Raw genomic sequence first — 26764 nt, forward strand, 5'->3', positions numbered from 1 at the left:
CCCTCGCCCGTGACTGGCTGCGTTCAACCCGTCGCCGCCGATCTTTGCCTCTCCCGGCGGGGGCGGCCCGGGCAGACTTCCGAGATGAGCACTCAGACTGGCGATGAGCCGCCACTCATCGGGGAGACGATCGCGCGAATGGCCTTGTCGGCGGTGCCGTATGGCGGAGCCATCGACATCGTGCTTCACAACTCGCGACTGCGAAACGAACGCCGCGTGACGAAGACGGTCGAGATCGTCGAGGTCCCCGGGGGACTTGCTCGCTCGGCGGCTCGCGGAGCCGGTGAGCCGTCGTCATCGATCCTGTCGGCTGCTGTGGTCATGGCGTCATCTACTGAGTGTCTGCGCGGAAGGTCCCCCGCCGTCGATTTGATGCCAAGGAGAAGATCTCTGTGACGACATTTCCGCAGGTCAAGTACCCCGGCTGGTGCGCCGGGGACGGGGAGGATCGGCTGGCTCGCCGCCGGTGAACTGGGGGAATGCAAAGAGCTGGATAGTTCTCCGCTGACACCAAGGTCACTCCGAATCCGTGGCGGTCTAGTCACTTCGAGCGCACCCCGCGACCCTTCGAGTCAACTTCGGCCACTTTGGCGGCTTCTCGGGACAGTCGTCACCACGATGGTTGTGGGGGGAGGCGCGACCTGCGCGTCCCCCAGTTCATTCTTTGGAGGACTCATGGCACGCCACACAGCTCGTCGACTCACCACCGCTGGATTCGGTCTGGCCGTGATCGGCGCCTCGGGCATCGCCTTCGCGGGCGCCGCGAGCGCGGACCCGAATCCCAACGTCACGATCTGCCACGCAACAGGCAATCCGGACAAGTTCGTCGTCATCACGATCGACGCTGCCGCCATCACTCAGCAGGGCCACGACCAGCACCAGAACGACAACGACGTCATCCCGCCGTTCGAGTACATGGCCGAGAACTCCGAGGAGACGGTGAGCTTCCCGGGCCAGAACTGGGACGACAACTGGGAGACCAACGGCGAGGGGGTCGCCACCGAAAAGGTGGATGCGGAGGACTGCGGCGAGCCGCAGAACCCGGAGCCGAGCAAGACGCCCACCTCGACCGTGACGGCCACCTCGACCGTGACGGCCACCTCGACGCCGACGGGTCCCACTGGGCCGGTCGTGGAGACCGACCTCGTCGAGCCAGTCGGCCCCAACCTCGCCCTCGTCGGCGGGGGCGCCGCCCTGCTCCTCGCCGGTGGTGCCGCAACCGCAGTCGTCGTCCGTCGTCGGGGCAGCCACTCCTGATGAGACGCCGCCCCTTGCTTGCTGGGGGCGTGGTCGCCATCTTCGTCGGCGCGCTCCTTCTCTCCCTCGGTCTCAACCGGGGGAGAGAAGAGGCGTCCCCAATCGCTTCGGGGCCGTCGGCCTCGACGTCTGCGCCACCGAGTGCGAGTGCCCCGGTGGTGAGTCCGTCTGCGACCTCATCGAGGACCCCATTGGTGACGGTGGTTCCCCGGGCCGCGCCCACTGCGACACCCGAGCCCAAGCCAGAGCCAGAGCCCACGCTCACACCCCAGCGCGACTCGGCTCAGAGCGCCAGCCCTCCCCAGGTCTCGAAGTCGACGGTCACAGGGGGCCTGCGGCTGCGGGTGTCCGACATCGGCCTGAACACCCCGATGCGTTCCGGCGGGGTGAACTCGGCGGGCAAGATCAATCCGGCCGCAGGCACAGCGATGTGGGTCCGCGGCTATGGCCGGGTCCAACCGGGCAAGGTCGGCACGGCTGTGGTGGCGGGTCACGTCGTCTCGTCCGGCGAGGGTGACGTCTTCGCTCGGCTCTCTGCGGTCCGCGTGGGCGACAAGGTGGTCGTCACCTCGGGCTCGGTCACCCGGACCTACATCGTCAAGCGCGCCGCCGTGGTGAAGAAGTCCGCGCTTACACGAGATGCGGACGTGTGGGGTCAGAACACCTCGAAGCGTCGGATCGTGCTCATCACGTGCGATGACGAGCTGGGCTATCGCAGCGACGGACATCGGGTCGCGAACTACGTCGTCGTCGCTGACGCGATCTGAACCTGAACCCGCGACCCGTATCGATCAGACCGGGCGTCAGTAGTCCTCTTCGTCCCAGATGCGGACCTTCTTGGGCTTCGCTGCGTGTTCCGGCTGCTCATCCCGAATTTCCCGCCGCAGTCCCAACCAGATCAGAAGCAACCCGACCGGCATCGACATCCACCACTGGAATGCATACGCCTGATGGGGGCCCAGGCTGCGGTCAGGGTCGGCGAGCCGGGCCGGGCGAGCTGGAGTGGATCCGTCGGAGGTTCGTTCCGAGTCGAGAACGACGTAGCCGTCGAGGACCTCGGTGTCCCAAGCCTGCTCGACATCGGGAAGGCTGATGCTCGCGACCTGACCAGAGGGCAGCTTCTTGTTCTGAGTGCTCTCGGCAGGGCGGACCCAACCGACGACCGTGACCTCACCCTGCGGTGCCGGCGGGATGTCGGGGAGGACTGCTGCACCGCGCGCGGAGTTCTCCACCCACCCGCGGTCGACGACCACGGTTGTCCCATCCGCGAGCCGCAGGGGTGCAAGCACCTCGTAGCCGAAAATGCTGTTGTTGGGCCGGTTGCGCACGAGAAGCTGCTCGCCGGCATACACGCCTGAGGCGGTGACCCTGGTCCAGTCGTCCTCGGCGCGGTTCACCGGACGATCCGTCAGGACGTCGTCGACCGGAAGCGGGTCGGCCCGGTAGTGGGAGTCGAGGAGTGCGTTGCGCTCGACCTTGAACTCGTGGCGCCCGTACTGCCAGTGACCGAGTTGATAGGCGAGCACGGCATAGAGGACCGAGAGGGCGAGAACACCCATCCAGCGGGGGGTGAACAGACGCCGAAACACGCTCGTCACGCTACCCGGCATACCCTGAGGTCATGTCCACCGCCCCGACGGCCGCCCGCCTCCTCGACCAACATGGTCGGGTGGCTCGTGACCTGCGGGTATCGGTCACCGACCGATGCAACCTGCGGTGCCGCTATTGCATGCCGGCCGAGGGTCTGCCGTGGCTCGCCAAACCCGAGATGCTGACCGACGATGAGCTGGTCCGGCTGGTCACGATCTTTGTCGCGCTGGGTGTCGAGCAGGTGCGACTCACCGGGGGAGAGCCACTGCTCCGTCGATCCCTCACGGACGTCGTGGCTAGGATCGCGGCACTCTCACCGCGCCCGAAGATCGCCATGACCACCAACGGCATCGGCTTGAACCGGCTCGCCGGCCCGTTGGCGGCAGCGGGTCTGGACCGGGTCAACATCAGTCTCGACACCGTCGACCCCCAGGAGTTCGCGGACCTCACTCGTCGGGACCGCCTCCACGACGTCGAGGCCGGTCTGGACGCAGCCCGAGAGGCCGGACTCGTCCCGGTCAAGGTCAACGCCGTCGCCATGCGCGGCATCAACGACCACTCGGTGGCAGACCTGCTGTCCTGGTGTCTGGAGCGCGGCTACGAGTTGCGCTTCATCGAGCAGATGCCGCTCGATGCGCAGCACGGCTGGGATGCCTCGACGATGATCGGTGCCGACGAGATCAGGTCACGCCTGTCCGAACGCTTCACGATCACGCCGCTGCCTGAGGCTGAGCGCGGCAGTGCCCCGGCAGAGCGCTTCCTCGTCGATGGGGGACCGGCCACGGTCGGCATCATCGCGAGTGTCACTGCACCGTTCTGCGGGGCCTGCGACCGCACCCGGCTCACCGCCGACGGTCAGGTGCGCAACTGCCTCTTCTCGCAGCGCGAGACCGACCTGCGCGGGCCTATGCGAGACGGCGCCAGCGATGACGAGCTCGCGTCTCTCATCACGGGGGAGATGTGGCGCAAGGCCAAGGGGCACGGCATCGGCAGTGCCGACTTCGTGCAACCGATCCGCCCCATGAGCGCCATCGGCGGCTAGGAAACTAGCCGGCGTCGGCGGGGATCGCGTCGACCGGGACGGTCTCGCGCAGGAAGCCCCGCATCGACAGGAAGTCACCCAGCGTGACGCGGTGTTCGTCGCAACCGAGCCACACCTTGCGGCGCTGCGTCGTGTGGAGTTTCGGGTTGTTCCACAGCAGGGCCCAGGTTGCCTGCTGCCGGCAGCCTTTGGCACTGCAGATCATCTCGGGGCTGCTCGGACTCGGCGATCCCGACTCAAACAGACTGATCACTGGTCGAGCTGCTGGCGGTGAGGGTCGCGCGGAGTGACGGCCGAGACCCGACCGGCCGTGCGCGGCGACCGGGCGTTGGCAAACACGACCGCGACGTAGGGAAGGACGACGGCCAGCGCGACGCACGTCCACCGGATCCACCCCTCGGTAATGACGGCGAGGACGAAACACCCTGTGCGGATCCCCATCGTCACGAGGTAGTGCTTCGTCCTCGCGCTGATGTCGTCGTCGGCTGCAGACCGTGCACTCGTCACGGACTGCACCGTCGGCTCGCCTCGCCGGTTCGCGCTCACCACTGCACTCTACGTCTGCATCCTGAAGGCGCGGCACGACCAGGGCGATGCGGGCTACCGGGGAGTAGTCCACTAGCGTCAGGCGCCATGAGCGAAGCACGCAACGTCCTCGTCACCGGGGGCAACCGGGGGATCGGTCTGGCCATCGCCACGGCGTTCGTCGACGGTGGGGACACCGTGGTCGTGACGAGCCGAAGCGGTGACGCTCCGGACGGGCTGACTGCCGTGACGTGTGACGTCACCGACTCTGCTTCGGTCGACGCGGCCTTCAACGCCGCCGAGGAGATATTCGGCGGACCCGTCCAGGTGCTCGTGGCCAACGCGGGCATCACCAAGGACGGCCTCCTCATGCGCATGAGCGACGCCGACTTCGACGCAGTGATCGACACCAACCTCGCTGGTGCCTTCCGCTGTGTTCGTCGCGCGAGCACCGGCATGATCAAGGCTCGCGGCGGCCGGATCATCCTCATCTCGAGCGTGGTCGGGCTCTATGGCGGACCGGGGCAGGCCAACTACGCGGCGAGCAAGGCGGGCCTCGTGGGACTCGCACGCTCCGTGACCCGTGAGTTGGGCGGCCGCGGCATCACCGCCAACGTCGTCGCCCCGGGGTTCATTGAGACGGACATGACCGCAGCGCTGCCGGACGACACGCAGAAGACCTACAAGGCCGGCATACCTGCTGGTCGTTTTGCCCAGCCCGCCGAGGTGGCCGCTGTGGTGCGCTTTCTCGCCTCCGACGACGCGGCCTATGTGACCGGGGCAGTCATCCCCGTCGATGGCGGCCTTGGCATGGGCCACTGACCCGCCTGACCCCAACCCCGAAGACCCACACCGAGAAGGAGAACGACGCCGATGCTGCTCGAGGGCAAGAAGCTGCTCATCACGGGAGTCCTCATGGACTCCTCGATCGCCTTCCACGTCGCCAAGCTGGCGCAGGAGCAGGGCGCCGAGGTCGTGCTCACCTCCTTCGGGCGGACCATGAAGATCACGACGACCATCGCCAAGCGGTTGCCGACGACGCCGCCGGTCGTCGAGCTCGACGTCACCAACGCCGAGCACCTGGAGACGCTGGCAGAGCGTCTCGGTGAGCACGTCGACCACCTCGACGGTGTGCTGCACTCGATCGGTTTCGCCCCGCAAGGAGCGTTCAACTTCCTCGACGCGACGTTCGAGGACGTCTCGACGGCAATGCATGCCTCGGCGTACTCACTCAAGTCACTCGCCGTTGCGGCGCTGCCTCTCATGAGCCCTGGCTCGTCGGTCGTCGGACTCACCTTCGATGCGAAGTTCGCCTGGCCGGTCTATGACTGGATGGGCGTGGCGAAGGCCGCGTTCGAGTCGACCAACCGCTATCTGGCGCGCGACCTCGGCCCCAAGGGAGTGTGCTGCAACCTCGTCGCGGCCGGTCCGATCCGTACCACCGCCGCCAAGTCCATCCCCGGCTTCCAGACGTTCGAGGAGTCCTGGGACCAGCGCGCGCCCCTGGGCTGGGACGTCAACGACGCGGTGCCCGCCGCCAAGGCATGTGTTGCGCTCCTGTCCGACTGGTTCCCGGCGACGACGGGCGAAATCGTCCACGTCGACGGTGGCGCGCACGCGATGGGCTTCTGACCCCCACGACAACTAGGCTCTGCGGGTGACCAGCGACCTTCGCACCAGCCCTGCCGTGACCGCCATCGAGGTCCGGGTCCTCGAAGGCCCCAACCTCTATTTCCCCAAGCCGGCCGTCAAGGTCACCCTGGACCTCACGGCATACCTCCAAGCGGACAAGGACACCGTCCGCCGCGTTGCGCGCACCGCTGGTCTGGGCGCCATCCAGGCGGGAGCTGCGGGCACCGAGCAGCGTCAGCGGGTCATCGCCCGGCTGGCCGAGCGCGCGGTGCGTCGGGTGTCGCGCGACTCCGGCACGAGCCGACTCGGGGTGCGGTCTCGCTCCGGCGGTGACCGCTCCGTCGTCGTCGTCTCGTTCGTGTGGCGTCGTCGCGGACCGGCTCAGGCGCTCGGTGAGTCAGTCGCCCCCGTTCTGGCGGCGTGGCTCGAGGGTCGTGACGTCGTCGACGCGCAGGCCGAGCTGGTGCGTGACGCACCCCATGGTCAGCCTGCTCGCATCGTCACGCCGCGCATTCCGGTCGCTTCCATCACCGGCACCAACGGCAAGACCTCGACCACGCGATTGCTCGCCCACATCTCGATGACGGCCGGCAAGCACACGGCCTGGAGCTCCACCGACGGTGTCGTTGACCACGGGACCATGATCGAGCCGGGGGACTTCTCTGGCCCTGCCGGCGCGCGAGGTGTGCTCGATGCGCCCGGAGTCGAGGTCGGCATCCTCGAGACGGCCCGCGGCGGCATGCTCCTCAAGGGTCTGGGCGTCTCGCACAACGACGTATCGGTCGTGACCAACGTGACGGCGGATCACCTCGGCCTGCAGGGCGTCGACACGGTGGACCAGCTCGCCGAGGTCAAGGCAATCATCACCCGGGCCACCCGGCCCGATGGCTGGACGGTGCTCAACGGCGACGACCCCCGGGTCTGGGCGATGCGCACCGGCTCGCCCGCCAAACCCTGGGTCTTCACGCTCGATGCCAACTCCCCGGCCATCCGTGAAGCCCTCGGTCTGGGAGGTCGGGCGATCACTGTGCTCGACGACAGTGTCACCGTCCTCACCGACTCCGGCATCCCGGACCGTCTCGTGTCCGTGGTCGACGTTCCGATGACGATCAGCGGGCTCTCCAGCCACAACGTCGCCAACGTGCTCGCTGCCACCGCGGCCGCCCTGGCGCTGGGGATCGACCGGGCCGCCGTCATCGAAGGACTGCGGACGTTCCGACCCGACGCGGCCCTCAACCCCGGCCGGATGAACACCTACACGGCCCCCGCGGGCGCTGGCGGCAGGTGCACCGTCATCGTCGACCTCGCCCACAACGAGGCTGGACTGGAAGCGCTCATGGATGTCGCCGAGGGACTGCGGCAGCCGGGCTCGAGGATTCACCTCGGACTCGGGGCCGGCGGAGACCGCACCGACGAGATCCTCGAGAACCTCGGCGAGATCGCCGGACACCGGGCAGACCACATCATCGCGGCCCACAAGGAGCACTACCTTCGCGGACGCACGATGGAGGATCTCGAAGCGCACCTGCGGGTCGGGCTCCAGCGCGCCGGCGTTGCCGACATCGCCTCGGCCCCGACCGAGCTGGCCGGACTCAAGGCCCTGGTCGAGGTGGCCCACGACGGTGACGTCGTGGCGATCATGTGTCACTCCGAGCGCGAGGCCATCTATGACTGGCTGGCGCAGACCGGTGCGGTCGCCGACACCGCTTCCACGATCCGACGCAAGGTCATCCTCGCCCGCGGCGAGCACGAGGCGGAGGACGCCATCGCGGCGCTATGGGAGGACGAGGACGAAGAGAGGCGCATCTCGACCGGGACGGCACTGTATGCCGCGTACCCGGCTGATGCCCGTATCGCCTACGAGTACGGCGGGACGTTCGACTCGGCCGGGCAGCCCGAGCGAGCGGTTGAGCTCTATCGTGAGGCGTTGAGCAGCGGTCTGCGAGAGCCGTTCCGGCACCGAGCCGTGATCCAGATGGCGTCGTCGCTGCGCAACGCCGGTGAGCACGACGAAGCCGTCAAGCTCCTTGACGACCTGGCGCTGGAGCGGCCGGAGTCGATCGGCATCGCCGCCTTCCGCGCGTTGGCCCTGCAGTCGGCAGGACGCCACGAGGAGGCCCTCGGTGGCCTGCTGGCGGCAGTGGCTCACGAGAGCATGGACGAAGACGTCCGGCGCTACCGCCGTTCGCTCACGGCATACGCAGCCGACCTGATCCCGCCGCGCGACTGATCGGATCCACGTCCCTTTCGGACCGGGTCGCGCAACGGGACGTGACGATCAGGTGGTGGCCTGAGCCTCACTGTCAACGTCTGCGTCGTGCTCGGCAAGATCCTGATCGGTGGCCTGGTCGCCACTGAGCTGCGCCTCCGCGGAGAGCGCGTTCGGGTCGAGGTCAGGGTCGGCGAGCGAGTCCGCCGTGTGCGTGCCCGGTTGGGCCTGCTTGGTCATGGTCTCGAGCTCGTTCATGACGACGCCGTGCTGGTCGACGCAGACGACGACGATGTCACCGGGGTTGGCGCGGGCCATGACGTGACGCACAGCGGAGAGCTCGTCGGTGACGATCTCGACCTGGCGGCAGCGGGCACCGTCGGCCATGGCCGCCTTCGCGCCCTCGGCGACAAGACCCGCGGTCTCGGCACGCTTGCGACCCCGCAGACCGACGTCCTCACGCACGACCAGGACGTCGAAGTGCTGAGCAGCGATGGCGCCGAGCTCGCGCATGTCCTCATCGCGTCGGTCACCAGCGGTGGCGATGACACCCAGGCGGGAGATCTTGCCGAGCTCGCTCGAACCCGCCTTGGCGTCGGCATATCGCTCGACGAAGTCGCCGAGGACCTTCATGGCGGGGGCGTTGTGGCAGTAGTCCACGATGACGTCCACGTTGTTGACGCTGATCTGGTTCATGCGGCCGGGTGAGAGGTAGTAGCTCGTCGAGAAGGTCCGCAGCCCCTGACGGATCTCGTGCAGGCCGGTGCCGACGGCGAAGGCGGCTCCTGCCGCGGCCATGGCGTTGGCGACGTTGAACATCGCGGTGCCGCCGAAGGTGGCAGGGAGGAGGTGGGTCCAGGCGAGCTGCATCGCCCGGCGACCGTGCCGGATGACGATCATGTCGCCCTTCTCGGACGGCTCGAGCACGACGGCCCGACCTCCACGGCGGCAGTGGTCGTCGACGAAGTCACGGATGGAGGATCCGGGGGGCGACATGGTGAACCACACGATGGACCCGGAGCACCGCCGACGCATCTTGCGGACCAGTGGGTCGTCGGCATTGAGCACCGCAAAACCGGTGCGGGGCACCGCTTCGACGATGACGGCCTTGACGTCGGCGAGCTGCTCGACCGTATTGATGCCTCGGAGCCCCAGGTGGTCGGGCGCGACGTTGGTCACCACCGCGACGTCGTTGCGGTCGTAGCCGAGACCCTCGCGCAGGATGCCACCGCGGGCGACCTCCATCACGGCAAAGTCGACGCGGGGGTTCTGCAGCACCATCCGGGCGGACTTGGGTCCGGAGGCGTCGGCCTTGAAGACGAGGCGCTCGTCGACGACGATGCCATCCGTCGACGTCATGCCGACCTTGCGACCGACACCCTTCATGATGTGGGCGATCATGCGCGAGGTCGTCGTCTTGCCGTTGGTGCCGGTGACCGCGACGATCGGCACGCGGGAGGGCGAACCTGGCGGGAAGAGCAGATCGACGACGGGCTTGGCGATGAACTGCGGCTCGCCGATCGTCGGGTGGGTGTGCATGCGGAAGCCCGGTGCGGCGTTGACCTCACAGATCGCGCCTCCGGTCTCACGCACGGGTGAGGCGATGTCGGGGCAGATGAAATCGATGCCGGCGACGTCGAGCCCGACCATGCGGGCCGCCTCTTCAGCGATCTCCACGTTGTCGGGGTGCGCGTCGAAGGTCCGGTCGACGGAGATGCCACCCGTCGACATGTTGCCGGTGAGGGCGAGCTTGACCATCGTGCCCTGCGGCGGGACGGCGTCCATCGAGAAACCCTGCTCCAGAACGAGCCCTTCGGCGGTCCGATCGACCTTGATGCGGGTGAGGACCTTCTCGTGGCCGACCCCACGTCGCGGGTCGGCGTTCGTGATGTCGACGAGCTCGGTGACCGTGTGTTCGCCGTCGCCCACGACGTGTGCCGGGACGCGTTCGGCGATGGCCTGCATGCGGCCCCCGACGATGAGGCAGCGATAGTCCTTGCCCGTGATGAACGACTCGACGATGACGTGCCCACGTCGTGACTGCTCGCGGGCGATAACGAAGGCCTCTCGCACCTCGTCGTCGGTGGTGATGTCGAGGCAGACGCCGCGGCCGTGGTTGCCGTCGAGGGGCTTGAGGACGACGGGAAAACCGACCCGTCGCGCGGCAGCGACGGCGTCCTCGGGCCCACGCACGGTCTCCTGCTTGGGCACGGGAAGCCCGGCCGAACCCAGCAGCTTGGTCGTCAGGTCCTTGTCGGAGGCGATGTCGACGGCCAGCGCACCGGTCTTGGAGGTCATCGTTGCCCGGATGCGCTGGGCGTGGACTCCCTGCCCGAGCTGAACCAAGCTGGCGCTGTTGAGCCGGATGTAGGGGATGTCGCGGCTGACGGCCTCTTCGAGGATCGCGGCGGTCGACGGTCCGAATCCGGTCCGCTCGGCGCGGCGCAGGAACGTCTCGAGGGCGCTGTCGAAATCAAAGTCCTCTTCGGCCTCGACGAGGTGGTTGACGAGACGAACCGCGAGCTTGCCTGCGGCCAGGCCCACGCCCTCATCGGAGTAGCCGTAGACGACGTTGTAGCGACCGGGGTGATCCTTGAGCTCACGCGTCTTTCCGCGACGCTGGTCGTGACCGGCTTCCTGCTGGAGCTGGAGGGCGATGTGCTCGCTCACATGTCCGAGCCAGGTGCCCTCGCGCAGCCGCTGGACGAACCCGCCCTTGACGCCACGAGAGCAGGTGTGGTTCTCCATGCCTGGAAGGAACTCGAGGAGGCGGTCGGTGAAACCGTCGAGGAGATCGGTGGGGTACTGCTCGAGGATGCCCAGGTCCACGATGAGATGAATGGCCTGGTCGTAGGACCAGATGTTGCCTCCGCGATAGATCCGTGACTCGACGATCGTGAGCTCGGGTGCGGCGGGGCCGGTGGGGGTGGGGCGGTCCTCGGTCATCGGACTCCTCGGTGCTGGCAGGGGCGGTGCAGGGTGCAGGGAGGTCGGGCTGGTCAGGACTTCGCCGCGGCGAGACTGATGCCGACGTCGGCGTGCTGCTCGTCGAAGTCGACGAGGCTGGCCGACATGAGGTCGAAGGTGGCGCCTGCGGGAAGCGTGTGGATGACGGCACCGGAGATGAGCAGAGGGGCGCCTCGGCGGGCTTCGGGGGCGTCGGTGACCACGTCACGACAGTTCATCACGATGACACCACCGCGGCCATGGACGGTGAAGCGGGACCCGTCGGTGACCTCGATGGCGGTGTCCTCGTCGATCCCGATGCCGAGCAGGCTCGGCGAGGTGGCCACGACGGACAGCAGGCGACCATATCGCGAGCGCTGGGCGAAGTGCTGGTCGACGATGACGCCCTTGAGGAGGCCGATGCCGGCGCTGACCTGGCTCGCCCGCTGCACCGGGGTGATGCCCTCGTCGCCCATGGAGATCATGAACTCGCTCATGATCGAGGCACCCGCGGACGTGCCCGCGACGACAGCGCCGCGCGCGTGGGCGCGGTGCAGGGCGTCGCCGAGAGGTGTGCCGGGGAAGAATTGGGAGAGTCGCAGCTGGGAACCGCCGCTCATGAAGATCCCCGTCGCCTGGTCGAGGAGGGCGACGGAGCGAGGGTCGTGAGCCTCGTGGCGGGACTGAGGGCTGACGACGTCGACCGACTCGACCCCGAAGCGGTTGAACACCTCGCGGTAGGAGGCAACAACCTCGTCCTGGAAGGACGACGCCGTCGGGATGACCACAAGGCGTGAGTGCCGACCACCACTGATGCGGACGAACCGACGCAGCAGAGCTGCCCGGCCGACGCGGTCTTCGGCGCCTCCGATGATGAACAGAGTCGGTGTGGTGGACGGGTAGCGGGGCATTGGACCAGCCTAGGAGGTGTCAGCCGTGCTCGACGGCAGGCGCGGGTGTCGGTGTGCCGTCAGCGTCGTCGGCCTCCTCGATCTCTTCACGGGTGATCCCGAGAAGGTGGAGTACTGCGTCAAGATAGGGCACGTTGACCGCAGTGTCGGCCTGTTCGCGCACCAGCGGCTTGGCGTTGAACGCAATGCCGAGTCCGGCGGTGTCCAGCATGTCGAGATCATTGGCGCCGTCCCCGATGGCGACCGTGCGCGCCAGAGGGAGCCCAGCGGCCTCGGCGAACTCACGCAGGGCGGTGGCCTTGCCCTCGCGGTCCACGACTGTCCCCAGGACGCGACCGGTGAGGCGTCCGTCGATGACCTCAAGCCGGTTGGCCCGCGCGTGGTCGATGCCGAGCTCGTCAGCGATCGGCTGGACGATCTCGATGAAACCGCCCGAGACCAGGGCCACGGTGAATCCGAGGCGCTTGAGCGTTCGCACGAGGGTGCGCGCCCCCGGCGTGAGACGGACTGCCGCGCGCACCTCGTCGAGAACTGAGACGTCGAGCCCGGCCAGGGTGGCGACGCGGGCATGGAGGCTCTCGGCGAAGTCGAGCTCGCCCGCCATGGCGCGCTCGGTGACCGCAGCGACCTCGGCCTCGCGACCGGCATGGCGCGCGAGGAGCTCGATGACTTCGTCCTGGATGAGGGTCGAGTCGACGTCCATGACGACCAGGCGTCGGCCACGCCGGGCGAGCCCGGCAGGGGAGACCGCGATGTCGACCTTCTCCCGGGCTGCGACGAGAGACAGTTCGCGGCGCAGGGAGGTGAGATCAGACCCACTGACGTCCAGCTCGAGCGTCGTCACCGGATAGCGGGAGAGGCGCCGGATGCGGTCGATGTTGGCGCCGTGCGCGGCGATCGAGCGAGACACGGCCGCGACCGACGCGGCGAGCAAAGGAGCGCCGAGGACGACGACTGCCGCGCGTCCTGTGGGTCGTTGACGGTTGTCACCTCGACCCTTGACGACACTCACGGCGAGGCCGAGGTCCTCGCCCACCTCGGTCAGCACCTCGCGCAGCTCCTTGGACGTGCCACCCGGAGCCAGCAGAGCAGCAAGGGTGAGTTGGCCACGCACCACGACCTGCTCGAGGTCGAGAACGACGGCTCCGGTCGGCGCGACCACGTCGAACAGGGCACTGGTCACACCAGGACGGTCATCACCAGTGAGGGTCACGAGCAGCGTGGAGGGCAGTTCCGGCGTCGGCGCGTCCATGGGCGATTGCGTGGTCACGGGCACAGGTTAGGAGTTCTTCGCGTCCCGCCACGCGAGGAGGTCACGGACCGGACCGAGGTCGTAGTCCGGACCGCCCAGTCCGGTCGTGAACAGACGGGTGCCCACGGCATACAGGGCGTCCGCTCCGGCGGCGTAGTCCCTGACGTCCTCGGGGAACCGGCCAGGCGTCGGGCTGACGCCCGCGGAGCGGGTGATGGTCGACGGGTCGCGGCCGATGCGAGCGCACCACTCGTCGAGGACGCGGTGTTTGTGGGCGATCTTGTCGGCGTCGCCGAATCCGTGCCAGATGTCGGCCTGCTCGGCGACGATCCGCAGGGTCTTGCGCTCGCCGCCGCCACCGATGAGCACCGGGATCTCACGTGTGGGCGCCGGATTGAGCTTGCTCCAGCGTTCCTTGATGAGGGGCAGGTCGCGGTCGAGCGCGTTGAGTCGGCCGCCAGCAGAACCGAACTCGTAGCCGTACTCGTCGTAGTCGCGCTCGAACCAGCCGGAGCCGATCCCGAGGATGAGGCGACCCTCGCCGTCACGCGCTGAGATGTGGTCGATGGTTCGTGCCATGTCGGCGAGCAACTGCGGGTTGCGGTAGTTGACCAACTACTGTCAGACAGGTCCGTTTACACGCGGACACCTGCGAGGAGATCCCATGAGCCCGAAGAAGACCCTACGCGCGGCCCTCTATGTCCGGCTGTCTCAGGAGACCGAGACCTCGACCTCCGTCACTCGTCAACGTGAGATCACGTCCGCCTACGCGGCGGGCCGCTTCGATGAGCGCGGCGACCCCGCGCCGTGGAAGGTCATTGCAACCTTCGAGGACGTCGACGTGTCGGCGACGCACTCACGCCTTAACCGCCCGGGCCTTGACGCTCTCCGCGCACGCATCGCCGCGGACGAGGTCGACGTCGTCGTCGTCTGGCGCCTTGACCGCCTCGCACGTAAGACGCTCGACCTCCTCACCCTCCTTGATGAGTGGGGCAAGAAGGACGTTGCGGTCGCCTCCGCGACGGAGGCCGTCGACCTCACTAGTGCGCAGGGCAAAGCGATGGCGACCCTCATCGGCGTCTTCGCCGAGATGGAGGGCGACGCGATCCGCGAGCGCGTCACCTCGAGCATCCACGCGCTCCGCCACTCTGGCCGCTTCTCAGGCGGCGCCGTCGGCTTCGGCTACACCACCGCCCCCCGCGTCGATGGACCCGGCGTGGCTCTCGTCCCCATCGCGGATGAGGTCGCGATCCTCTCCGAGTGCGCCGACCGCCTCATCGCGGGGGAGAGCCCGTGGCGAATCTGCCGCGATCTCAACAACCGCGGCGTCCCGGCGCCGCGCTCCGAGGTCCGCCGCCTCATCCGCGCGGGCAAGGACGCGACCGGCGCCGACCGCGGTACATGGAGCACGACCCCGTTCCGCACGACGATGACGTCCCCTCACCTCCTCGGACGTCAGAGCCACCGCGGCGACGTCATCCGCGATGAGGCGGGCCTCCCGCTGGCCGTATGGCCTCCGCTCCTCGACCGGCCTCGCGTCGACGCCGTGGCGGCTCTCCTCGCTCACGCCGAGCGCGGGCAGCCACGGCGTAAGCGGTCCCGGCTCCTCTCCGGCCTCATGGTGTGCGACGGGTGCGGCAAGAACATGGTCGTCACGTCCTCTCGAGGCATTGCGGCCTATCGCTGCATGGGCAAGACGACAGGGGCGACGTGTGACTCGCCCACGGTCTCCGCTCACCGCGCCGAGGCTCACGTCGTCGCCGAGGTGCTCGCAGCCGTGGGGGAGCGGCGCATCACCGAGACCGTGTCCGAGGAGTCACCCCTCACCGCAGCCGCCCGCGCCACCCTCCTCGATGTCGCGACGGCCATCGGTGAGGCATCCGCCGCGATGGGCGCCGACGACGCCGACGTCGCCGCGCTCCTCGCCCGTCTCGCGACCCTCAAGGCCGAGAGGGCGCGTCTCCGAGCCGAGGCCGAGTCCGGCGCCGTCCTCGCGTTCGTGCGCGACACAGGACGTTCCTGGGCTAACGACTGGCACGCCGCCGAGGTCGCTGACACCCTCGCCGCGACTCGCCTCGGCGACGCCTCCGAGACCGACGCTCGCGGGGGAGTGCGCGACGTCGTGACGGCGCGGCAACTCCTCCTCGCGCCGGTCGTCGCGAGGGTCCGTCTCACGGGCTTCGCCCCCGCGTCTCGCAAGTTCGATCCCTCACGCCTCGTTATCGACTACATCCGCGACGACGTGAGCGTCGCGTGAAGCGCCGCCCGCGCCACCTCCGCGCCGTTCCCGCGGTCCCTGAGCCGACGAGGCCCGTGCCGCTCTCGCCGCGACCGACGATGCCCTCGCGCCCGGCTGGGAGCGCTTCGCCGATCTCCCAGCGCCTCCTCCGCCCGGCCCCGGCGTCGACAGTGGGTTGGGTCTCGAGCCGCTCCCGACTCCGTCCCGCGATTACCTCCGCGTCGTCACCGACGACTAGCGCCCTCCGCGCCCCTCGAGCCCCTCCGCAGCCCCACACGGGCCGCGTGAGGGGCTCTCGCGTTCCTGGTGCCCTCACGTCGTCGAGGGCGGGGCCGCGTGTGGCTCTCCGCGCCGCCATCGAGGAGCCTTTACACGCCTCGAGGTGGCCGCGGGCGCGGCGCAGCAGCGTTTACACGCATCGCGGAAGGCCGCGGCGGCGGCTGACAGACCAGACGCGGAGGGGCGGCGGCGCTTGTGGGTCTCTAACTGCCACCCCCAGGTGGGTTTTAGCCTCTATTCACTATTCCCGCCTTACTGCGAACCAACTCTCTAAGAGAGATAGGGAAAGGACGCTAAAACCCACCTAGGGGTGGCAGTTAAAGACCCACACGGCCCCGCTGCCGCTCTCGTGGGCAACGAGGCCCCAACTCGGACACCTTCCCGTCAGGAGCAACCCACTACCTGATGTGACCTACGCCACTTTTCGACTCAGGATGAGCAACTCACCCTCAGCGCGGACACCTTCCTATTGGAAGCGAAACGCGCCCAGCGCGACGCTCCCGCCCCTTGGGAATTGGGCGGCCCTCGCCGCTCGCCTCGTTGACGCCGTTCTCAGGACGCGCTCCTCGACGGGGCGGGCGGTGTCCCCGCTCCTCCCTCGCAAGTCCCCGACGCCGTCGGCCCCATGGCCCACGGCGTCTCTCTTGTGCCTCCGTCCGTACGTAACAGCTTCTCCTACCCACCAACCAACCCGGTCCCTGTCGAGGGCCAAGGAGCCCTCATGTCACTCACCGTCACCAAGTGCCGCTATCGCGGCTGCACCGCCCCTCTCGATCCGTCGAGCAAGGCAACGTACTGCCGCCCGGCACATCGCGTTGCCGAGCATCGCGCGGTCGTCGCGGGCGCCCGCGCTCTCGACGCCGCCCGCCGCGCGGAGGCCGTCCAACTCCTCGACGTCGCAGCCCTTGAGGCCCTCGACCGCGGAGACCACGCCGCCGCCAGCGAGGCCGTGCGCATGGCCTCCGAGATCCTCGAGCGTTCCCTCCGATGAAGCCCGAGACGTTCGCCGACACGCCCCCCGCGTTCGGCGTCTCGCAACCCGCGCCGGTCCCCGTGGACTGAACGCCCCTCCAACTCCTCGCCGCGTCCTCGACGACGACGAGGTAAGTCCTCTCGCCTCAGTGGCGCGAGAGGCACGACGTAGCCAAGTGGCTCGTCGCTTCACCTGAATCAGAAACGAGGTACCGCCCTTGCCCCTTCCCACGCCCCAGAGGCCGCCCCCGTGCCACTCAATCCCACCTCCCGCGCCGACGCCCGCGTCACCGACGCCGACCTCGGCCATACAGCCCGCGCCCTCCTCCTCCTTGCGTCGCGCTCCTACAGCGACGAGGCCGATGAGGCCTACCTTGACACTCCTCTAGTCCGCGTCTCTCAGCCCGACGTTCTTGCCGTGGTCTCCGCTTTCGCACCCATCGGCAGGAACACCGCCTTAGCCGCCCTGCGTCGCCTCGAGCGCCTGTCAATCGACGCCGCCGAGGCCATGACTGCTACGGCGCTCGAGGAGACCGGCCCCGTCATCCGTCTGACGCGCTGGCACGGCGGCCCCACCGTCGTCCTCACTCGCGTCTCCGACGACGTCGAGAACGACACGGCCCTCCTCGTGTGGGCCGACCACATCGCGCCCGCGTGTCTCCTCGATAGCCCCGAGGTCGAGATCGACGAGGTCATCCCCGCGCTTCTGGGAATCGACAACGCCCTCGAGCGCCCACTCCCCGCGTCGGCCCGCCCGTACGGTCGCGTAACTCTCTTTGACGGCATCGAGGACGAAGACCAGGACGACGACGCCGTCGATCTCACCGATCCGCGGACGTGCTCACGTTGCGAGCATCCGCGGACCGAGGCCGACTTCCGCGCCAAGGGCGCCACGGGCCGCATCACGGACACTCGCTATGGCTATTGCCGCGAGTGCATGACGTCCTACCGGCGCGATCTCGCCACCGCCCGCGCTTCACGGGTCACGACCGCCCGCGTCGAGCGCCGTCGCCTTGAGGCCCTCGAGGACGCCGCTACGTCGCACGACGTCGACGATGTCGACAACGCTTCGCGCGCCCACTTCGAGCGGGCTCGCGCCGCGTCCGCTATCGGCCTCTAACCGCCCATCCCGTTTACACCGTGTGCCGAATACCGGCCCGCGGCAACCCTCCACACACCCAAGGACGCCTAACCCATGTCTGATCGCCTCATCATCACCACGACCCCCGGCCAAGCGCAGCCTGCCCCCGCGGGCCGCGACCTTCTCCCCGCCGCTCTCGACAACGCTCTCGGTGCCACCGACGCCCGCGAAGCGTGGCTCTCCGCCAACGCGGCGGGCGCCGCCGCTCATCGCGAGCATGCCGCCGCGTCTCGGGAGTGGGCCGACACACACCCCGAGCGCGACTACGGCGACCGCGACGCCTGGCTTGCCGCCCGCAACGTGGCCGTTCGCTCTCTCGAAGAGGCCGCGCGTGCCCTCACTGCCCCGGCTAAGGCCGCCCTCATCGCCTACGACAAGACACAGACGTCGGGCATGGCGAAGGGAGGCCGCGCCGCGTTCTGTGCCGCGTGGCTCGATGCAGACCGTCGCGCCCGCGAGTCCCTCGCGATCCTCGACGCCGCCCTCGAAGAGCGCGAAGGGCTCAGCCGCTACGTCCCGCAGTCCGACGGCTCCGCGCAGCCGAACACCGGCTCTTGGGTGCGGAGCGTCCACATCCGTAGTAAGGACCTCGGCGCGAGGACGCAGCGTGACGAAATGCGCGTGGTCGTCATGGTCGCGCCAAGGAATCAGGTCTCGGCTCTCGTCGCGGAGATGAGCGCCAAGTGAGCGACTCCCTCGACGCCCGACTCGACGAGATCCTTGCGACGATCCGCCCCGACGACGCCGACTCAATCGCTCGCGCCGAGAAGGTCGCGGAGTCCGCAGCGCGGGCCGCGCTGGCGCTCGAGATCCGAGGTCGCTGATGCCGCGCAGCAACAACCGCCCGGCCAACTATGGCGACCCCGGCTCAACGCCTAAGGCCCTCTCGAGACTCGCGGGGCGCCCGGCCCCGGTCCTCTTCGTCCCGCCGCCGCCTCGCGTCGGGACCGGGACCAAGCCCGAGCCCGTCGACACCTCGTCTCTCCGCGGCATGGTCGCCGACAAGTAGCGCCCGCCTCGCCCACGACGAGGGCCATTGTCCTGCAGTGGTCCTCGTCGTGGGCCCCGCCCTCTCACCCCCTCAGGAGCCCTCACCTCATGGCCTCTCCCGCTCTCCTCGACCTCATCGCCACCCGCGGATCGTTTGGCATCAAGGGCACCGGCTCGCCGACGCGCCGCGTCCCGGCCCGCTTCCGCTTCCGTCTCGACCTCCCCGACCTCGAGGAGGCGACCGCCCTCGCCGGGTCCGCTGGTCGCCGTGTCGTCGCTCAGCCCGCCCGCGGCGACCGCCCCGTGAGGTATCGCCTCGAGGTATGCGGTCTCGCCGCGGTCGCCCTCGTCGATGCGGCCCGCCCGCTCATGAGTCTCGCCCGGCTCGAGCACCTCGACGCGGTCGTCGACGCCGTCTCTCAGCGGCGATGTGATCGTGGCATGACTGCCGTGTCCCTCCCCAATCCCGTTCTCGCGCCGGAAGATTGGGCATGACACCCGAGGACATCGCCACACTCATGAACGCCTACGGTCGCGCCACCCTCACGGGCGGCAAGGCGTTTACGCCCCGCTTCCGGCTGACATTCTTCATGCCCGATGAGGCCCTCGCCACCGCAGCCGCCGCGGCCCTCGATCTCCGCGTCGTGCCGTGCGCTTCCGGCTTCGCGGTCCGCATACAAGGCCGACGTGCCGAGGATCTCGCTTCCGCGGCTTGGCCCTTCCTCAACGACAGGTGCCGCGCCGAGGTGGCTGACGCCGTCGAGCGACTCGAGGCCCGGCGTGACCTGCGAGCCCGCCGCGCCGCCTGAGCCCCTCCTCTCAACGACCCCTCTAAGAGGCCCCCTATGTCATGGACCCGTAACCCATCCCCCCGCTCACAGTCCCGCCCCGCCAACTGGCACGCCATCCGCGGCCACGTCCTAGCCCGCGACGGGCACCGTTGCCAGATGGTTAAGTCGACGGGCTCGCGTTGTCTAGCGCCCGCGAATCAGTGCGATCACATCGTGCCGAACAACGACCACAGCCCGCGCAACTTGCAGGCGTTGTGCGTCGCGTGCCACAAGGTCAAGACGCAGAAGGAGAGCCTCGCGGCTCGCCGTCTCAAGTCCCGCCGCCTGCCGCCCGAGCGTCATCCAGGCTTGCTCTGACCCGAGAACGATCCCGACCCCTCCCCTCCCCGGTCGCCCTCCTCCTCGTCAGGTATGGCGTCTGCCCCCGCCGCTGCTAAACGCTGCTGGTGTGCCCTATTTCGCTACCGCCCTCAATCCACTTCTAGGAGCCCAAATGAGCCCCATACCGCCCCCGTCCGACGGCCCCGAGGCACCTGAGGACGCCGTCGAAACGCCTCCTGAGGAGGAGTCTCCCGAGATCCGCGCCATCTACAACGACCTCACCGAGGCCGCGAAGACGCGCCTCCTCTCGCACGCCGAGGCGAACGACGTCCGTCGCATTCGCGCGGCCCGTGAACGCACTCACCGCGAGGCGACCGCGTCGCGTCGCCGAGCCCGCCACGACGCACACGACCGCCGCCTCGTCAACGATCCGACCTATGCCCTCCGCACAGCCCCACTCCCCGAGGGCGCGACGCGCAGCCCTTCCGGCGTCGTCAATCACCGAGGCCACACCATCGTTCCGACGACCGTCGGCATCGGTGCCCGTCCCGCGTTCCTGATCATCGCCCCCGACCAGTCCAGGCGCGCCGTCTATGACCCCGCCGAGGCCCTCGAGGCCGTCGACAACGCCGCCCCTCTCACCTCCCCCGTTAGGAGGCCCTCCCGTGGCTACCGATCACTCCGCTCCCTCCGACTCTGACCCTGCCCCTGCCGATGCATGGGACTTGCCCGCTCACTGGCAGGCCCGCACCCGCGACATCTTCGAGGCCGTCATCGAGGAGATCCCTGATCTTCAAGGCGCCGCGCTAGCGACCCTCTTCGAGGCCGCGGAACTCTCCGCCGCGGCGGACCTCCTCGACGCCTACGCCCGCGAGCACGGGCCTATGTCCGTCGGTTCACAGGGGCAACCAACCGTGAGTCCCGCAATGATCGAGGCTCGCTTGTCGAGGACCGCCTCCGCGGCCATCCTCAAATCGCTCCGCACCGACGCCGCCGACACCCGTTCGACTAAGGCACGCCGTGCCGCACGAGTGCGCCACGGGAGAACAGGGACCGCGTCATGAGTCTTCGCCCCTCCGGCCACCACCCCGCGTCCTCTGTCGTCCGCGTCCGTTGCGGGCGGGTCGACCTCCCGCCCTTCACGGCCCGCGAACCTCGCGAGGGTTGGTCACTGCCGACCCTCACCGCCGCGTGTCTCGACTATGCCGAGGAGCACAGCGCCTCCGGCTCCGCTTCCGGACTGGCCCAATCGGCGTGGATCTCTGTGGCCTCTCCGCGTCTTCGCCGGGCCGACATCGTCGCGCGCCTCGACGGCGTCGATTGGCTCAGGCCCGCCCCCGAGCCCGCCCCCGATGTCATCCCCTTATGACGCCATGACCGCCGACGAGATCCTCGACGCCGCCGCGGCCCTCCTCCTCGAGGTGGGCCGCGTTCGCGCCACCCACAGCCTCTTGGAGTACCCATGACCGACTTTGTCCCGCCGCCCCGAGCCTTGCATGTCATGGCGGGCACCAACTCCCACCACATCGCCGCTGAGGCGATCAGGCGCCGAGGCCATCACCCGCCCTCGCCTCGTCGTGACCGCTACGCCCGACACCCGGCAACCCTCCTCGAGGACGCCCGCCGCCGCTCCCGCGTCGAGCGCGCCTACTCGCGCTTCGGCTCTCTCGAAGTGTGCGAGGCCGTCCTCGTCGGGCTCGCCCGTGAGGTCTCCACTCGCCGCCGCGTGGACTCGCCCAAGGACGCTCTCCACTCTCGCGAGTGGGCTCGCGTCGTCGTCGAGGCGGACCTCGCCGCGGTCGCAGATGCCGTCCATGAGGGATGGCTCGAGCACACGCCCGACGCCTTCCCAGAGGAGCCCCTCAACGACCACCAGGAATCGGCCCCCGACCCCGAACCCGTCCTCGACGAGGACACCGACGACGCCGCCGAGCAGTCCCTCGACGACGCCCTCGAGGCTCTTCTCTCCGCGTAGCCCTTGACCGTGCCCCCGACAACGCCGTAGCCGACGCAGTAGGGCGTAGGCGCCGCCCACGGCACGGCGCAAGACTGGCCCCGTCCCTCTTCCAGAGGGGCGGGGCCTTTCGTCGTTCACACGCACTAGACGCCGAGCACCGTCCGCCGCGACGGCGTCACATTGAGGGCGGACTCGCCGAGTCTCCTACCTCACTCAGGTGCGCCAGTAGTTGTTCGCCGAAGTGCGAGATTTGGAAGTGCTCGGCTCGCGATCGTTCGATGCTGCCGAGCGTGCCTCGCGGTTCCAGCGCGCCAGAGCGCGTCAGTCCAGCGATCACTACCCACGGGATCTCTGCCGTGGCGGTCGCTATCGCGCCTACGACGGCGTCAATAAGTCGGTTGGGAGGAAAGGCGCCGTCGCCTTTGACTTCGGGAGGAAGCAACGCGTCCTCTCTTTCGGCCTCCGCCACGGCGCGCCGCATCACTGCCAACGTGCGGAGGTGCGGCGCGTCGAGATCACGTAGTGCCATGACGACGAGGAGGCCCTCGTCGATCCTCGCGTCGTCGAGCACTGCCGCTGTTACGACGCGGCTCAGGAGGCGCCGCTTCGCCTCATAGCCCGTCCGTGTCGCTGCCTCGATGCCTTGCACGAAGACTGCCTCGACGTCCGGCGACTCCGCGAGTCGTGTTGCGAGCACGTCCTCGCCCGTCTCGTCGACGATCTCCTCGACGGTCTGCCGCACGCGGTAGGCGAGTCGCTTCCGCGTGTCCTCAAGCATGATGTCGACGGCCCCGCCGAACGGCACGACCGAGAGCGCCATCCGCGCAATCGTCTCGCCGACGAGGGGCGGCTCTTCGTCGGTCGGATACGTCATGTGTGCAGTCTGTCGCGGCACCGCCGTCGCGCGATGAGAAATGGCCCGGTCCCTCACTCGAGGGACAGGGCCATTCGTCTTTTACACGCAGTTCGTACTACTCGACGACGCCCTCGACGCTCCCCGAGTCGTGGCCGTTCACGTCCAGGTCCGCCTGCCACTTCGCGCCGGGAGTGACGGCCTCGACGTCAAGCGGGAAGCGGACCGTCGTCTTATCGCCGATCCGCGAGAGGGAGACGCCCGGCGCATCGTGCTGTCTTCCCGCGACGTGGTCGAAGTCGAAGGACGCGACGTGAGCCCCGTCGACCACCTTCACGCCGTACTGATGAATGGGGCCGTTCTCGCCGCCGACGACCGTGGTCGACAGGAGCCAATGGCCCGCGTCGGGGAGGGTGCCCTCGACCGTATAGGTGAGGAGTAGCCCGCCCTTGGTGCTGAGGCTCGCGTCCGTGAGTTGTGCCATGTGAGATCCCCTCGTCGTTGGTCCTCGCAGGCTAGGGCACGGCCCGCCTCGGGGGAGGGGCCTTGCCTACTCTCAGGGGATGACCCCCGAACTCGCCGCGGCCCTCGCTCGCGCCCGTGCCGCCATCGCCGCCGCAGGGCCACCGCCTCCGCTTTTCGCGTTGCAGCGTGATGCGATAGCGGGCCTCCGTTGCAGTCATCCCGCCGCGTCGCTGTCAACGTTGCTGTCATCCAACGAATGAGGCCGTTTACGGTTTCCAGGCGGCTCGCCCTTCCCGGCGTGGGCTCAGACGTCGTCTTCGACCGAGATGACCTCTGACGGCGTGGCCGTCGTCGTGACCGCCTCGCGGCTCTACTTCGACTTCGTCCGTCTCGAGGTCCGCGTCCCCGGCAACGCGCTTGCCGAAGACGTCATCGAGGTCGACGGCTCCCGCTACGACCCGCACCCGCGATAGCGCGGCTCCCGTGCCCCTCGTCGCGGACGATGGCGATGCGGGCACTGGCGCGTGGCCCGCGTCCGAGGACGCGGTCGTTCGCGTGACCGTGTGGGCCCCCGACGCTCACGACGCCTCAGGGCTCGCCTCGCGCCTCCGCGCGCACCTCCTGGCCTACGGCGGCGACGCGGCCTCGCGTGGCTTCGCGGGCGGCTCACGGGCTCTCCCGTCGCTCGACCCCGACGACGGCTCGCCGCTCGCGACCTTCACCGTGACCGCTCGCCTCCGCGCCATGTGACCGTTGGCCCCGTCCTCCCCTCGACACGACTTGACAGGTTTCGATGCCCGGGCCTCTTTGACGTGTCATCCTTCGCGAATGACGACAAATAACCCCGATGCGCTGTACGAGCCTGCAGAGTCCGGTATCTGTGCTAGCACGGTCGCAGGCTGGCTCTGGTATTGCGACGAGCACGACACGCACGGCAATGCCGACAGTCGAGACGAGGCTCAATACATGGCCGACGCTCACGTTTCCTACCTTGGAGCCGCCGTCGAGGGTGGTGGCTGCGCGGTCGTGGTTCTTGAGCGGAGCTCAACCGACTAGCGGGCCTGACCCCGCATGACGCTTTGGCCCCGGTCTGTGGGCTTGGAACCTAGACCGCGTTTCTGAGCGCGAGTGGGGCTCTGCGCATGGGTGCAGATCCGACAAGCGTCGCCCCCTGTCGCGGGGCGTGTCACCCCATCCTCTCCTTCACGCGCTCGAAGAACGTGACGAGGTCCAGATTGAGAGCGTCGCAGATGCCCCCGATCTGCGTGATATCAGCGGGCCGCTTCCCGGACTCCAATCGCAGGTAAGTCGACCTCGAGACGCCCGAAGCCGCGATGATCTTGTCCTGCGTCAGGCCCGCTGAGGCACGCTCTGCCCGGATCTGTGCAGCGACCGTCAGACTTAAATGGCCTACGGTGCGGGCATTCGCTGCTTTCATATGCCCACACTACGAGCCTGCCCGGGCACGGACAGTTCTCAAGCCGACAGGAACGAACCCTCAGCGGGCACCCGATCCGCTGGTGGGACCGCGGCGAAGCGTGCAGACGTCGGATCCCGCCCTACGCTTGCCAAATGACCGATCAAGTCGCCCTCTGCCCCCTGTGCTCTGGACCCGCTCAAGTAATCAAGCGCCTCGACCACCGCGAGGTCGGCGCCGTGACGATCATCGCGATCAAATGCGGCTCGCCTGAGTGCGATGGACCCCCCGACGTCGCTCTCCTCGGCGACCACAGGTAGTCCGCAAGTCCGGCTCGACGGGGAGACGCGCGGCGCTTGACGGTCGAGCGCCCGACGTCGGTTCTCGTCCGCTAGGCCGCGTTTACACGCCGTCAGGCGACGCAATAGGTATGGTGCGGGTTGCGATAGGAGTTGCAGGTGACGAGGGCGCCGAACTCGACGCGCTCGGTCGCCTCGGCCCAGGCCGCGAGCATGGACCAGCACTCGAAGTGCGCACCGTCGGGGTCACCGTTGAGCGGGAAGAAATGGTCCCAGTTGAACAAGACATCGACGTCCATCTCCTCGAGCATCGCGCAGGTCCGCCGGATGTCGGCGTATGCCGCGTGCTGCGGCTGGATCTGGACGCCGATGCGCGCTCGGCTCACGACTCGAGCACCGTGCCCTTGCCGACCACGGTGATGCCGGAGTCAGTGACGGTGAACCCGCGGGCGCGGTCCTGCTCTGCGTCGAAGCCGACCGACGATCCCTCGGGGAGGTGGACGTTCTTGTCGATGATTGCCCGCCGCACACGGCAGTTGCGACCGATGTCGACACCGTCGAGGAGGACCGAGTCGTCGACCTCGCTGTAGCTGTGGACCCGGACATCGGGGGAGAGGATCGAGGAGTTCACGCGCGCACCACTGATGATGACGCCGGGGGAGACCATTGAGTTGAGGGCTTCACCGAAGCGACCAGAGGCGCCGTGGACGAATTTGGCCGGCGGGTAGGGGCCATAGCTCGTGAACAGCGGCCAGTCGTAGTTGTAGAGGTTGAAGATCGGGTGGATCGAGATGAGATCCATGTGGGCGTCAAAGTAGGAGTCGAGCGTCCCGACGTCGCGCCAGTAGCCCTTGTCGCGCTCGGTGCCACCGGGGATGACGTTCTTCTTGAAGTCATAGGTGTAGGCCGAGCCCTGCTTCACGAGCGCCGGGACGAGGTCACCACCCATGTCGTGCGTGCTGTCCGGGTCCTCGGAGTCGCGGGTGACGGCCTCCTGCAGGACATCAGCGTCAAAGACGTAGTTGCCCATCGACGCGAGGATCTCGTCAGGGGAGTCGGGAAGGGCGTGAGGGTCGGACGGCTTCTCTCGGAAGGCCTTGATCCTCGTGTGGTCGTCCTCCTCGACCTCGATGACGCCGAACTGGTCGGCCATGTCGATCGGCTGACGGATTGCGGCAACGGTGACTCCGGCGCCGGATTCGACGTGCTGGTCGACCATCTGCGAGAAGTCCATGCGATAGACGTGGTCGGCGCCCACGACGACGACGATGTCCGGGCGTTCGTCGGTGATCGTGTTGAGGCTCTGGAAGATCGCGTCCGCACTGCCCTGGTACCAAGACTTGTCCACCCGCTGCTGCGCCGGGATGGGCGCGACGTAGTTGCCCAGCATCGTCGACATGCGCCACGTCTTCGTGACGTGACGGTCGAGGCTGTGCGACTTGTATTGCGTCAACACGACGATCTTGAGGTAGCCGGAGTTGACGACGTTGCTCAGGGCGAAGTCGATAAGCCGATAGATGCCGCCGAACGGCACCGCCGGTTTGGCGCGGTCCGCAGTGAGTGGCATGAGTCGCTTGCCCTCCCCACCTGCGAGAACGATGACGAGAACTTTGGGTCCACCGCTGCGGTATGCCATGCGCCTCAACCTAGTGGACCGAGCGCCACAATGTGACCGG

Annotated in this window: 33 protein-coding genes and 1 pseudogene; 22 read left to right on the top strand and 12 right to left on the bottom strand. The window is 68.3% G+C overall.

Translation table 11 applies throughout. From position 1 onward, the window contains the following. The first annotated feature begins 84 nt into the window (after positions 1 to 84). The 3 genes from V6K52_RS10030 (at position 85) to V6K52_RS10040 (ending at position 2024) form a co-directional block, all read left to right on the top strand. Positions 85 to 396 carry a hypothetical protein gene (locus V6K52_RS10030; protein WP_353949974.1) on the top strand — a complete coding sequence of 104 codons (312 nt, stop codon included), beginning with the start codon at positions 85 to 87 and terminating at the stop codon, positions 394 to 396. Between the two features lie 279 nt (positions 397 to 675). After that, positions 676 to 1257: a hypothetical protein gene (locus V6K52_RS10035; protein WP_353949975.1), complete on the top strand. Its 582-nt coding sequence runs from the start codon at positions 676 to 678 to the stop codon at positions 1255 to 1257. 194 nt (positions 1258 to 1451) lie between these two features. Further along, entirely contained in the window at positions 1452 to 2024 is a 573-nt protein-coding gene (locus V6K52_RS10040; RefSeq protein ID WP_353949976.1) for a class F sortase, read from the top strand. Positions 2025 to 2060: 36 nt separating this feature from the next. Here the strand turns inward: V6K52_RS10040 and V6K52_RS10045 are convergent, their stop codons facing one another. Continuing rightward, positions 2061 to 2846: an SURF1 family protein gene (locus V6K52_RS10045; protein ID WP_353949977.1), complete on the bottom strand. Its 786-nt coding sequence runs from the start codon at positions 2844 to 2846 to the stop codon at positions 2061 to 2063. A gap of 32 nt (positions 2847 to 2878) precedes the next feature. Between V6K52_RS10045 and moaA the strand changes: the two genes are divergently transcribed. Continuing rightward, positions 2879 to 3889 carry a GTP 3',8-cyclase MoaA gene (gene moaA / locus V6K52_RS10050; RefSeq protein WP_353949978.1) on the top strand — a complete coding sequence of 337 codons (1011 nt, stop codon included), beginning with the start codon at positions 2879 to 2881 and terminating at the stop codon, positions 3887 to 3889. 4 nt (positions 3890 to 3893) lie between these two features. Here the strand turns inward: moaA and V6K52_RS10055 are convergent, their stop codons facing one another. Together V6K52_RS10055 and V6K52_RS10060 are read right to left on the bottom strand one after the other, a co-directional pair. Beyond that, positions 3894 to 4094: a hypothetical protein gene (locus tag V6K52_RS10055; protein ID WP_353949979.1), complete on the bottom strand. Its 201-nt coding sequence runs from the start codon at positions 4092 to 4094 to the stop codon at positions 3894 to 3896. A gap of 44 nt (positions 4095 to 4138) precedes the next feature. Further along, the gene (locus tag V6K52_RS10060) at positions 4139 to 4435 is read right to left on the bottom strand and encodes a DUF3099 domain-containing protein (RefSeq protein WP_353949980.1); all 297 of its coding nucleotides are present in this window, start codon (positions 4433 to 4435) and stop codon (positions 4139 to 4141) included. A gap of 87 nt (positions 4436 to 4522) precedes the next feature. Here V6K52_RS10060 and fabG point away from each other — a divergent pair, with 87 nt between their 5' ends. From fabG to V6K52_RS10075, 3 genes are read left to right on the top strand one after another with little or no spacing between them, the layout of a single operon-like run. After that, positions 4523 to 5236 (top strand): 3-oxoacyl-ACP reductase FabG, encoded by a 714-nt coding sequence (gene fabG, locus V6K52_RS10065; protein ID WP_353949981.1) that lies wholly within the window; start codon positions 4523 to 4525, stop codon positions 5234 to 5236. Positions 5237 to 5287: 51 nt separating this feature from the next. After that, positions 5288 to 6046 (top strand): enoyl-ACP reductase FabI, encoded by a 759-nt coding sequence (fabI, locus tag V6K52_RS10070; protein ID WP_353949982.1) that lies wholly within the window; start codon positions 5288 to 5290, stop codon positions 6044 to 6046. 25 nt (positions 6047 to 6071) lie between these two features. After that, a complete protein-coding gene (locus V6K52_RS10075; RefSeq protein ID WP_353949983.1) occupies positions 6072 to 8276 on the top strand; it encodes a tetratricopeptide repeat protein in 2205 nt (734 codons plus the stop codon). Between the two features lie 48 nt (positions 8277 to 8324). Here V6K52_RS10075 and cphA read toward each other — a convergent pair whose 3' ends face one another. Genes cphA through V6K52_RS10095 form a run of 4 tightly spaced genes read right to left on the bottom strand, consistent with a single transcriptional unit; the run spans position 8325 to position 13979 of the window. Further along, a complete protein-coding gene (cphA, locus tag V6K52_RS10080; RefSeq protein ID WP_353949984.1) occupies positions 8325 to 11201 on the bottom strand; it encodes a cyanophycin synthetase in 2877 nt (958 codons plus the stop codon). 53 nt (positions 11202 to 11254) lie between these two features. Further along, positions 11255 to 12112, bottom strand: coding sequence for a cyanophycinase (locus V6K52_RS10085; RefSeq protein WP_353949985.1), 858 nt, complete (start codon positions 12110 to 12112; stop codon positions 11255 to 11257). A 19-nt stretch (positions 12113 to 12131) separates the two neighbouring features. Beyond that, positions 12132 to 13364, bottom strand: a complete 1233-nt coding sequence (serB, locus tag V6K52_RS10090; protein WP_353953762.1) for a phosphoserine phosphatase SerB — start codon at positions 13362 to 13364, stop codon at positions 12132 to 12134. A 27-nt stretch (positions 13365 to 13391) separates the two neighbouring features. Then, a complete protein-coding gene (locus V6K52_RS10095; RefSeq protein ID WP_353949986.1) occupies positions 13392 to 13979 on the bottom strand; it encodes an LLM class flavin-dependent oxidoreductase in 588 nt (195 codons plus the stop codon). Between the two features lie 49 nt (positions 13980 to 14028). Between V6K52_RS10095 and V6K52_RS10100 the strand changes: the two genes are divergently transcribed. The 13 genes from V6K52_RS10100 to V6K52_RS10160 all read left to right on the top strand — a co-directional run bounded on the left by V6K52_RS10100 (position 14029) and on the right by V6K52_RS10160 (position 22072). Continuing rightward, entirely contained in the window at positions 14029 to 15621 is a 1593-nt protein-coding gene (locus V6K52_RS10100) for a recombinase family protein (RefSeq protein ID WP_353949987.1), read from the top strand. 982 nt (positions 15622 to 16603) lie between these two features. After that, complete coding sequence (locus tag V6K52_RS10105; protein ID WP_353949988.1) at positions 16604 to 16873, top strand: hypothetical protein; 270 nt, start codon at positions 16604 to 16606, stop codon at positions 16871 to 16873. A 231-nt stretch (positions 16874 to 17104) separates the two neighbouring features. Further along, entirely contained in the window at positions 17105 to 17974 is an 870-nt protein-coding gene (locus V6K52_RS10110; protein WP_353949989.1) for a hypothetical protein, read from the top strand. Positions 17975 to 18049: 75 nt separating this feature from the next. Further along, a complete protein-coding gene (locus V6K52_RS10115; RefSeq protein ID WP_353949990.1) occupies positions 18050 to 18682 on the top strand; it encodes a hypothetical protein in 633 nt (210 codons plus the stop codon). Next, positions 18679 to 18819 (top strand): hypothetical protein, encoded by a 141-nt coding sequence (locus V6K52_RS10120; RefSeq protein ID WP_353949991.1) that lies wholly within the window; start codon positions 18679 to 18681, stop codon positions 18817 to 18819. Before V6K52_RS10115 ends, V6K52_RS10120 begins: the two co-directional genes overlap by 4 nt. Then, the gene (locus V6K52_RS10125) at positions 18819 to 19004 is read left to right on the top strand and encodes a hypothetical protein (protein ID WP_353949992.1); all 186 of its coding nucleotides are present in this window, start codon (positions 18819 to 18821) and stop codon (positions 19002 to 19004) included. The genes V6K52_RS10120 and V6K52_RS10125 overlap by 1 nt, the downstream gene beginning before the upstream one ends. A gap of 89 nt (positions 19005 to 19093) precedes the next feature. Further along, positions 19094 to 19480, top strand: coding sequence for a hypothetical protein (locus V6K52_RS10130; protein ID WP_353949993.1), 387 nt, complete (start codon positions 19094 to 19096; stop codon positions 19478 to 19480). Further along, on the top strand, positions 19477 to 19794 hold the full coding sequence (locus V6K52_RS10135; RefSeq protein WP_353949994.1) for a hypothetical protein: 318 nt from the start codon (positions 19477 to 19479) through the stop codon (positions 19792 to 19794). The genes V6K52_RS10130 and V6K52_RS10135 overlap by 4 nt, the downstream gene beginning before the upstream one ends. A gap of 138 nt (positions 19795 to 19932) precedes the next feature. After that, positions 19933 to 20133, top strand: a complete 201-nt coding sequence (locus V6K52_RS10140; RefSeq protein WP_353949995.1) for an HNH endonuclease signature motif containing protein — start codon at positions 19933 to 19935, stop codon at positions 20131 to 20133. A gap of 136 nt (positions 20134 to 20269) precedes the next feature. Beyond that, a complete protein-coding gene (locus tag V6K52_RS10145; RefSeq protein ID WP_353949996.1) occupies positions 20270 to 20797 on the top strand; it encodes a hypothetical protein in 528 nt (175 codons plus the stop codon). A 25-nt stretch (positions 20798 to 20822) separates the two neighbouring features. Continuing rightward, positions 20823 to 21161, top strand: a complete 339-nt coding sequence (locus tag V6K52_RS10150) for a hypothetical protein (protein ID WP_353949997.1) — start codon at positions 20823 to 20825, stop codon at positions 21159 to 21161. Next, positions 21158 to 21466: a hypothetical protein gene (locus tag V6K52_RS10155; RefSeq protein WP_353949998.1), complete on the top strand. Its 309-nt coding sequence runs from the start codon at positions 21158 to 21160 to the stop codon at positions 21464 to 21466. Before V6K52_RS10150 ends, V6K52_RS10155 begins: the two co-directional genes overlap by 4 nt. A 93-nt stretch (positions 21467 to 21559) precedes the next feature. Continuing rightward, positions 21560 to 22072 carry a hypothetical protein gene (locus tag V6K52_RS10160; RefSeq protein WP_353949999.1) on the top strand — a complete coding sequence of 171 codons (513 nt, stop codon included), beginning with the start codon at positions 21560 to 21562 and terminating at the stop codon, positions 22070 to 22072. A 157-nt stretch (positions 22073 to 22229) separates the two neighbouring features. Here V6K52_RS10160 and V6K52_RS10165 read toward each other — a convergent pair whose 3' ends face one another. Then, positions 22230 to 22928, bottom strand: coding sequence for a hypothetical protein (locus V6K52_RS10165; RefSeq protein WP_353950000.1), 699 nt, complete (start codon positions 22926 to 22928; stop codon positions 22230 to 22232). A gap of 97 nt (positions 22929 to 23025) precedes the next feature. Then, on the bottom strand, positions 23026 to 23391 hold the full coding sequence (locus V6K52_RS10170; RefSeq protein ID WP_353950001.1) for a hypothetical protein: 366 nt from the start codon (positions 23389 to 23391) through the stop codon (positions 23026 to 23028). A gap of 307 nt (positions 23392 to 23698) precedes the next feature. Between V6K52_RS10170 and V6K52_RS10175 the strand changes: the two genes are divergently transcribed. Both V6K52_RS10175 and V6K52_RS10180 read left to right on the top strand, forming a co-directional pair. Continuing rightward, a complete protein-coding gene (locus V6K52_RS10175) occupies positions 23699 to 23845 on the top strand; it encodes a hypothetical protein (RefSeq protein ID WP_353950002.1) in 147 nt (48 codons plus the stop codon). Between the two features lie 10 nt (positions 23846 to 23855). Next, positions 23856 to 24122 (top strand): hypothetical protein, encoded by a 267-nt coding sequence (locus V6K52_RS10180; protein WP_353950003.1) that lies wholly within the window; start codon positions 23856 to 23858, stop codon positions 24120 to 24122. Between the two features lie 436 nt (positions 24123 to 24558). Here the strand turns inward: V6K52_RS10180 and V6K52_RS10185 are convergent, their stop codons facing one another. From V6K52_RS10185 to glgC, 3 genes and pseudogenes are all read right to left on the bottom strand, one after another. Then, the gene (locus V6K52_RS10185; protein ID WP_353950004.1) at positions 24559 to 24810 is read right to left on the bottom strand and encodes a helix-turn-helix transcriptional regulator; all 252 of its coding nucleotides are present in this window, start codon (positions 24808 to 24810) and stop codon (positions 24559 to 24561) included. 415 nt (positions 24811 to 25225) lie between these two features. Next, positions 25226 to 25474: pseudogene (locus V6K52_RS10190) on the bottom strand (LLM class F420-dependent oxidoreductase); the annotation flags it as partial. Then, positions 25471 to 26724, bottom strand: coding sequence for a glucose-1-phosphate adenylyltransferase (gene glgC, locus V6K52_RS10195; protein WP_353950005.1), 1254 nt, complete (start codon positions 26722 to 26724; stop codon positions 25471 to 25473). The pseudogene V6K52_RS10190 and the gene glgC, both read right to left, overlap by 4 nt. Positions 26725 to 26764 lie beyond the last annotated feature (40 nt).

The organism is Knoellia sp. S7-12 (genome assembly GCF_040518285.1).
In the GTDB taxonomy this organism is placed as follows: domain Bacteria; phylum Actinomycetota; class Actinomycetes; order Actinomycetales; family Dermatophilaceae; genus Knoellia.

What these genes read in the sequence shown, in the direction of transcription:
- V6K52_RS10175 (WP_353950002.1), top strand. Translation starts at nt 23,699, where the DNA reads ATGACCTCTGACGGCGTGGCCGTCGTCGTGACCGCCTCGCGGCTCTAC.
- V6K52_RS10100 (WP_353949987.1), top strand. Translation starts at nt 14,029, where the DNA reads ATGAGCCCGAAGAAGACCCTACGCGCGGCCCTCTATGTCCGGCTGTCT.
- V6K52_RS10155 (WP_353949998.1), top strand. Translation starts at nt 21,158, where the DNA reads ATGAGTCTTCGCCCCTCCGGCCACCACCCCGCGTCCTCTGTCGTCCGC.
- V6K52_RS10105 (WP_353949988.1), top strand. Translation starts at nt 16,604, where the DNA reads ATGTCACTCACCGTCACCAAGTGCCGCTATCGCGGCTGCACCGCCCCT.
- V6K52_RS10170 (WP_353950001.1), bottom strand. Translation starts at nt 23,391, where the DNA reads ATGGCACAACTCACGGACGCGAGCCTCAGCACCAAGGGCGGGCTACTC.
- V6K52_RS10135 (WP_353949994.1), top strand. Translation starts at nt 19,477, where the DNA reads ATGACACCCGAGGACATCGCCACACTCATGAACGCCTACGGTCGCGCC.
- V6K52_RS10145 (WP_353949996.1), top strand. Translation starts at nt 20,270, where the DNA reads ATGAGCCCCATACCGCCCCCGTCCGACGGCCCCGAGGCACCTGAGGAC.
- V6K52_RS10160 (WP_353949999.1), top strand. Translation starts at nt 21,560, where the DNA reads ATGACCGACTTTGTCCCGCCGCCCCGAGCCTTGCATGTCATGGCGGGC.
- V6K52_RS10055 (WP_353949979.1), bottom strand. Translation starts at nt 4,094, where the DNA reads ATGATCTGCAGTGCCAAAGGCTGCCGGCAGCAGGCAACCTGGGCCCTG.
- V6K52_RS10115 (WP_353949990.1), top strand. Translation starts at nt 18,050, where the DNA reads ATGTCTGATCGCCTCATCATCACCACGACCCCCGGCCAAGCGCAGCCT.
- cphA (WP_353949984.1), bottom strand. Translation starts at nt 11,201, where the DNA reads ATGACCGAGGACCGCCCCACCCCCACCGGCCCCGCCGCACCCGAGCTC.
- V6K52_RS10140 (WP_353949995.1), top strand. Translation starts at nt 19,933, where the DNA reads ATGGTTAAGTCGACGGGCTCGCGTTGTCTAGCGCCCGCGAATCAGTGC.
- glgC (WP_353950005.1), bottom strand. Translation starts at nt 26,724, where the DNA reads ATGGCATACCGCAGCGGTGGACCCAAAGTTCTCGTCATCGTTCTCGCA.
- V6K52_RS10165 (WP_353950000.1), bottom strand. Translation starts at nt 22,928, where the DNA reads ATGACGTATCCGACCGACGAAGAGCCGCCCCTCGTCGGCGAGACGATT.
- V6K52_RS10185 (WP_353950004.1), bottom strand. Translation starts at nt 24,810, where the DNA reads ATGAAAGCAGCGAATGCCCGCACCGTAGGCCATTTAAGTCTGACGGTC.
- fabG (WP_353949981.1), top strand. Translation starts at nt 4,523, where the DNA reads ATGAGCGAAGCACGCAACGTCCTCGTCACCGGGGGCAACCGGGGGATC.
- V6K52_RS10085 (WP_353949985.1), bottom strand. Translation starts at nt 12,112, where the DNA reads ATGCCCCGCTACCCGTCCACCACACCGACTCTGTTCATCATCGGAGGC.
- V6K52_RS10125 (WP_353949992.1), top strand. Translation starts at nt 18,819, where the DNA reads ATGCCGCGCAGCAACAACCGCCCGGCCAACTATGGCGACCCCGGCTCA.
- serB (WP_353953762.1), bottom strand. Translation starts at nt 13,364, where the DNA reads ATGGACGCGCCGACGCCGGAACTGCCCTCCACGCTGCTCGTGACCCTC.
- V6K52_RS10035 (WP_353949975.1), top strand. Translation starts at nt 676, where the DNA reads ATGGCACGCCACACAGCTCGTCGACTCACCACCGCTGGATTCGGTCTG.
- V6K52_RS10130 (WP_353949993.1), top strand. Translation starts at nt 19,094, where the DNA reads ATGGCCTCTCCCGCTCTCCTCGACCTCATCGCCACCCGCGGATCGTTT.
- V6K52_RS10030 (WP_353949974.1), top strand. Translation starts at nt 85, where the DNA reads ATGAGCACTCAGACTGGCGATGAGCCGCCACTCATCGGGGAGACGATC.
- moaA (WP_353949978.1), top strand. Translation starts at nt 2,879, where the DNA reads ATGTCCACCGCCCCGACGGCCGCCCGCCTCCTCGACCAACATGGTCGG.
- fabI (WP_353949982.1), top strand. Translation starts at nt 5,288, where the DNA reads ATGCTGCTCGAGGGCAAGAAGCTGCTCATCACGGGAGTCCTCATGGAC.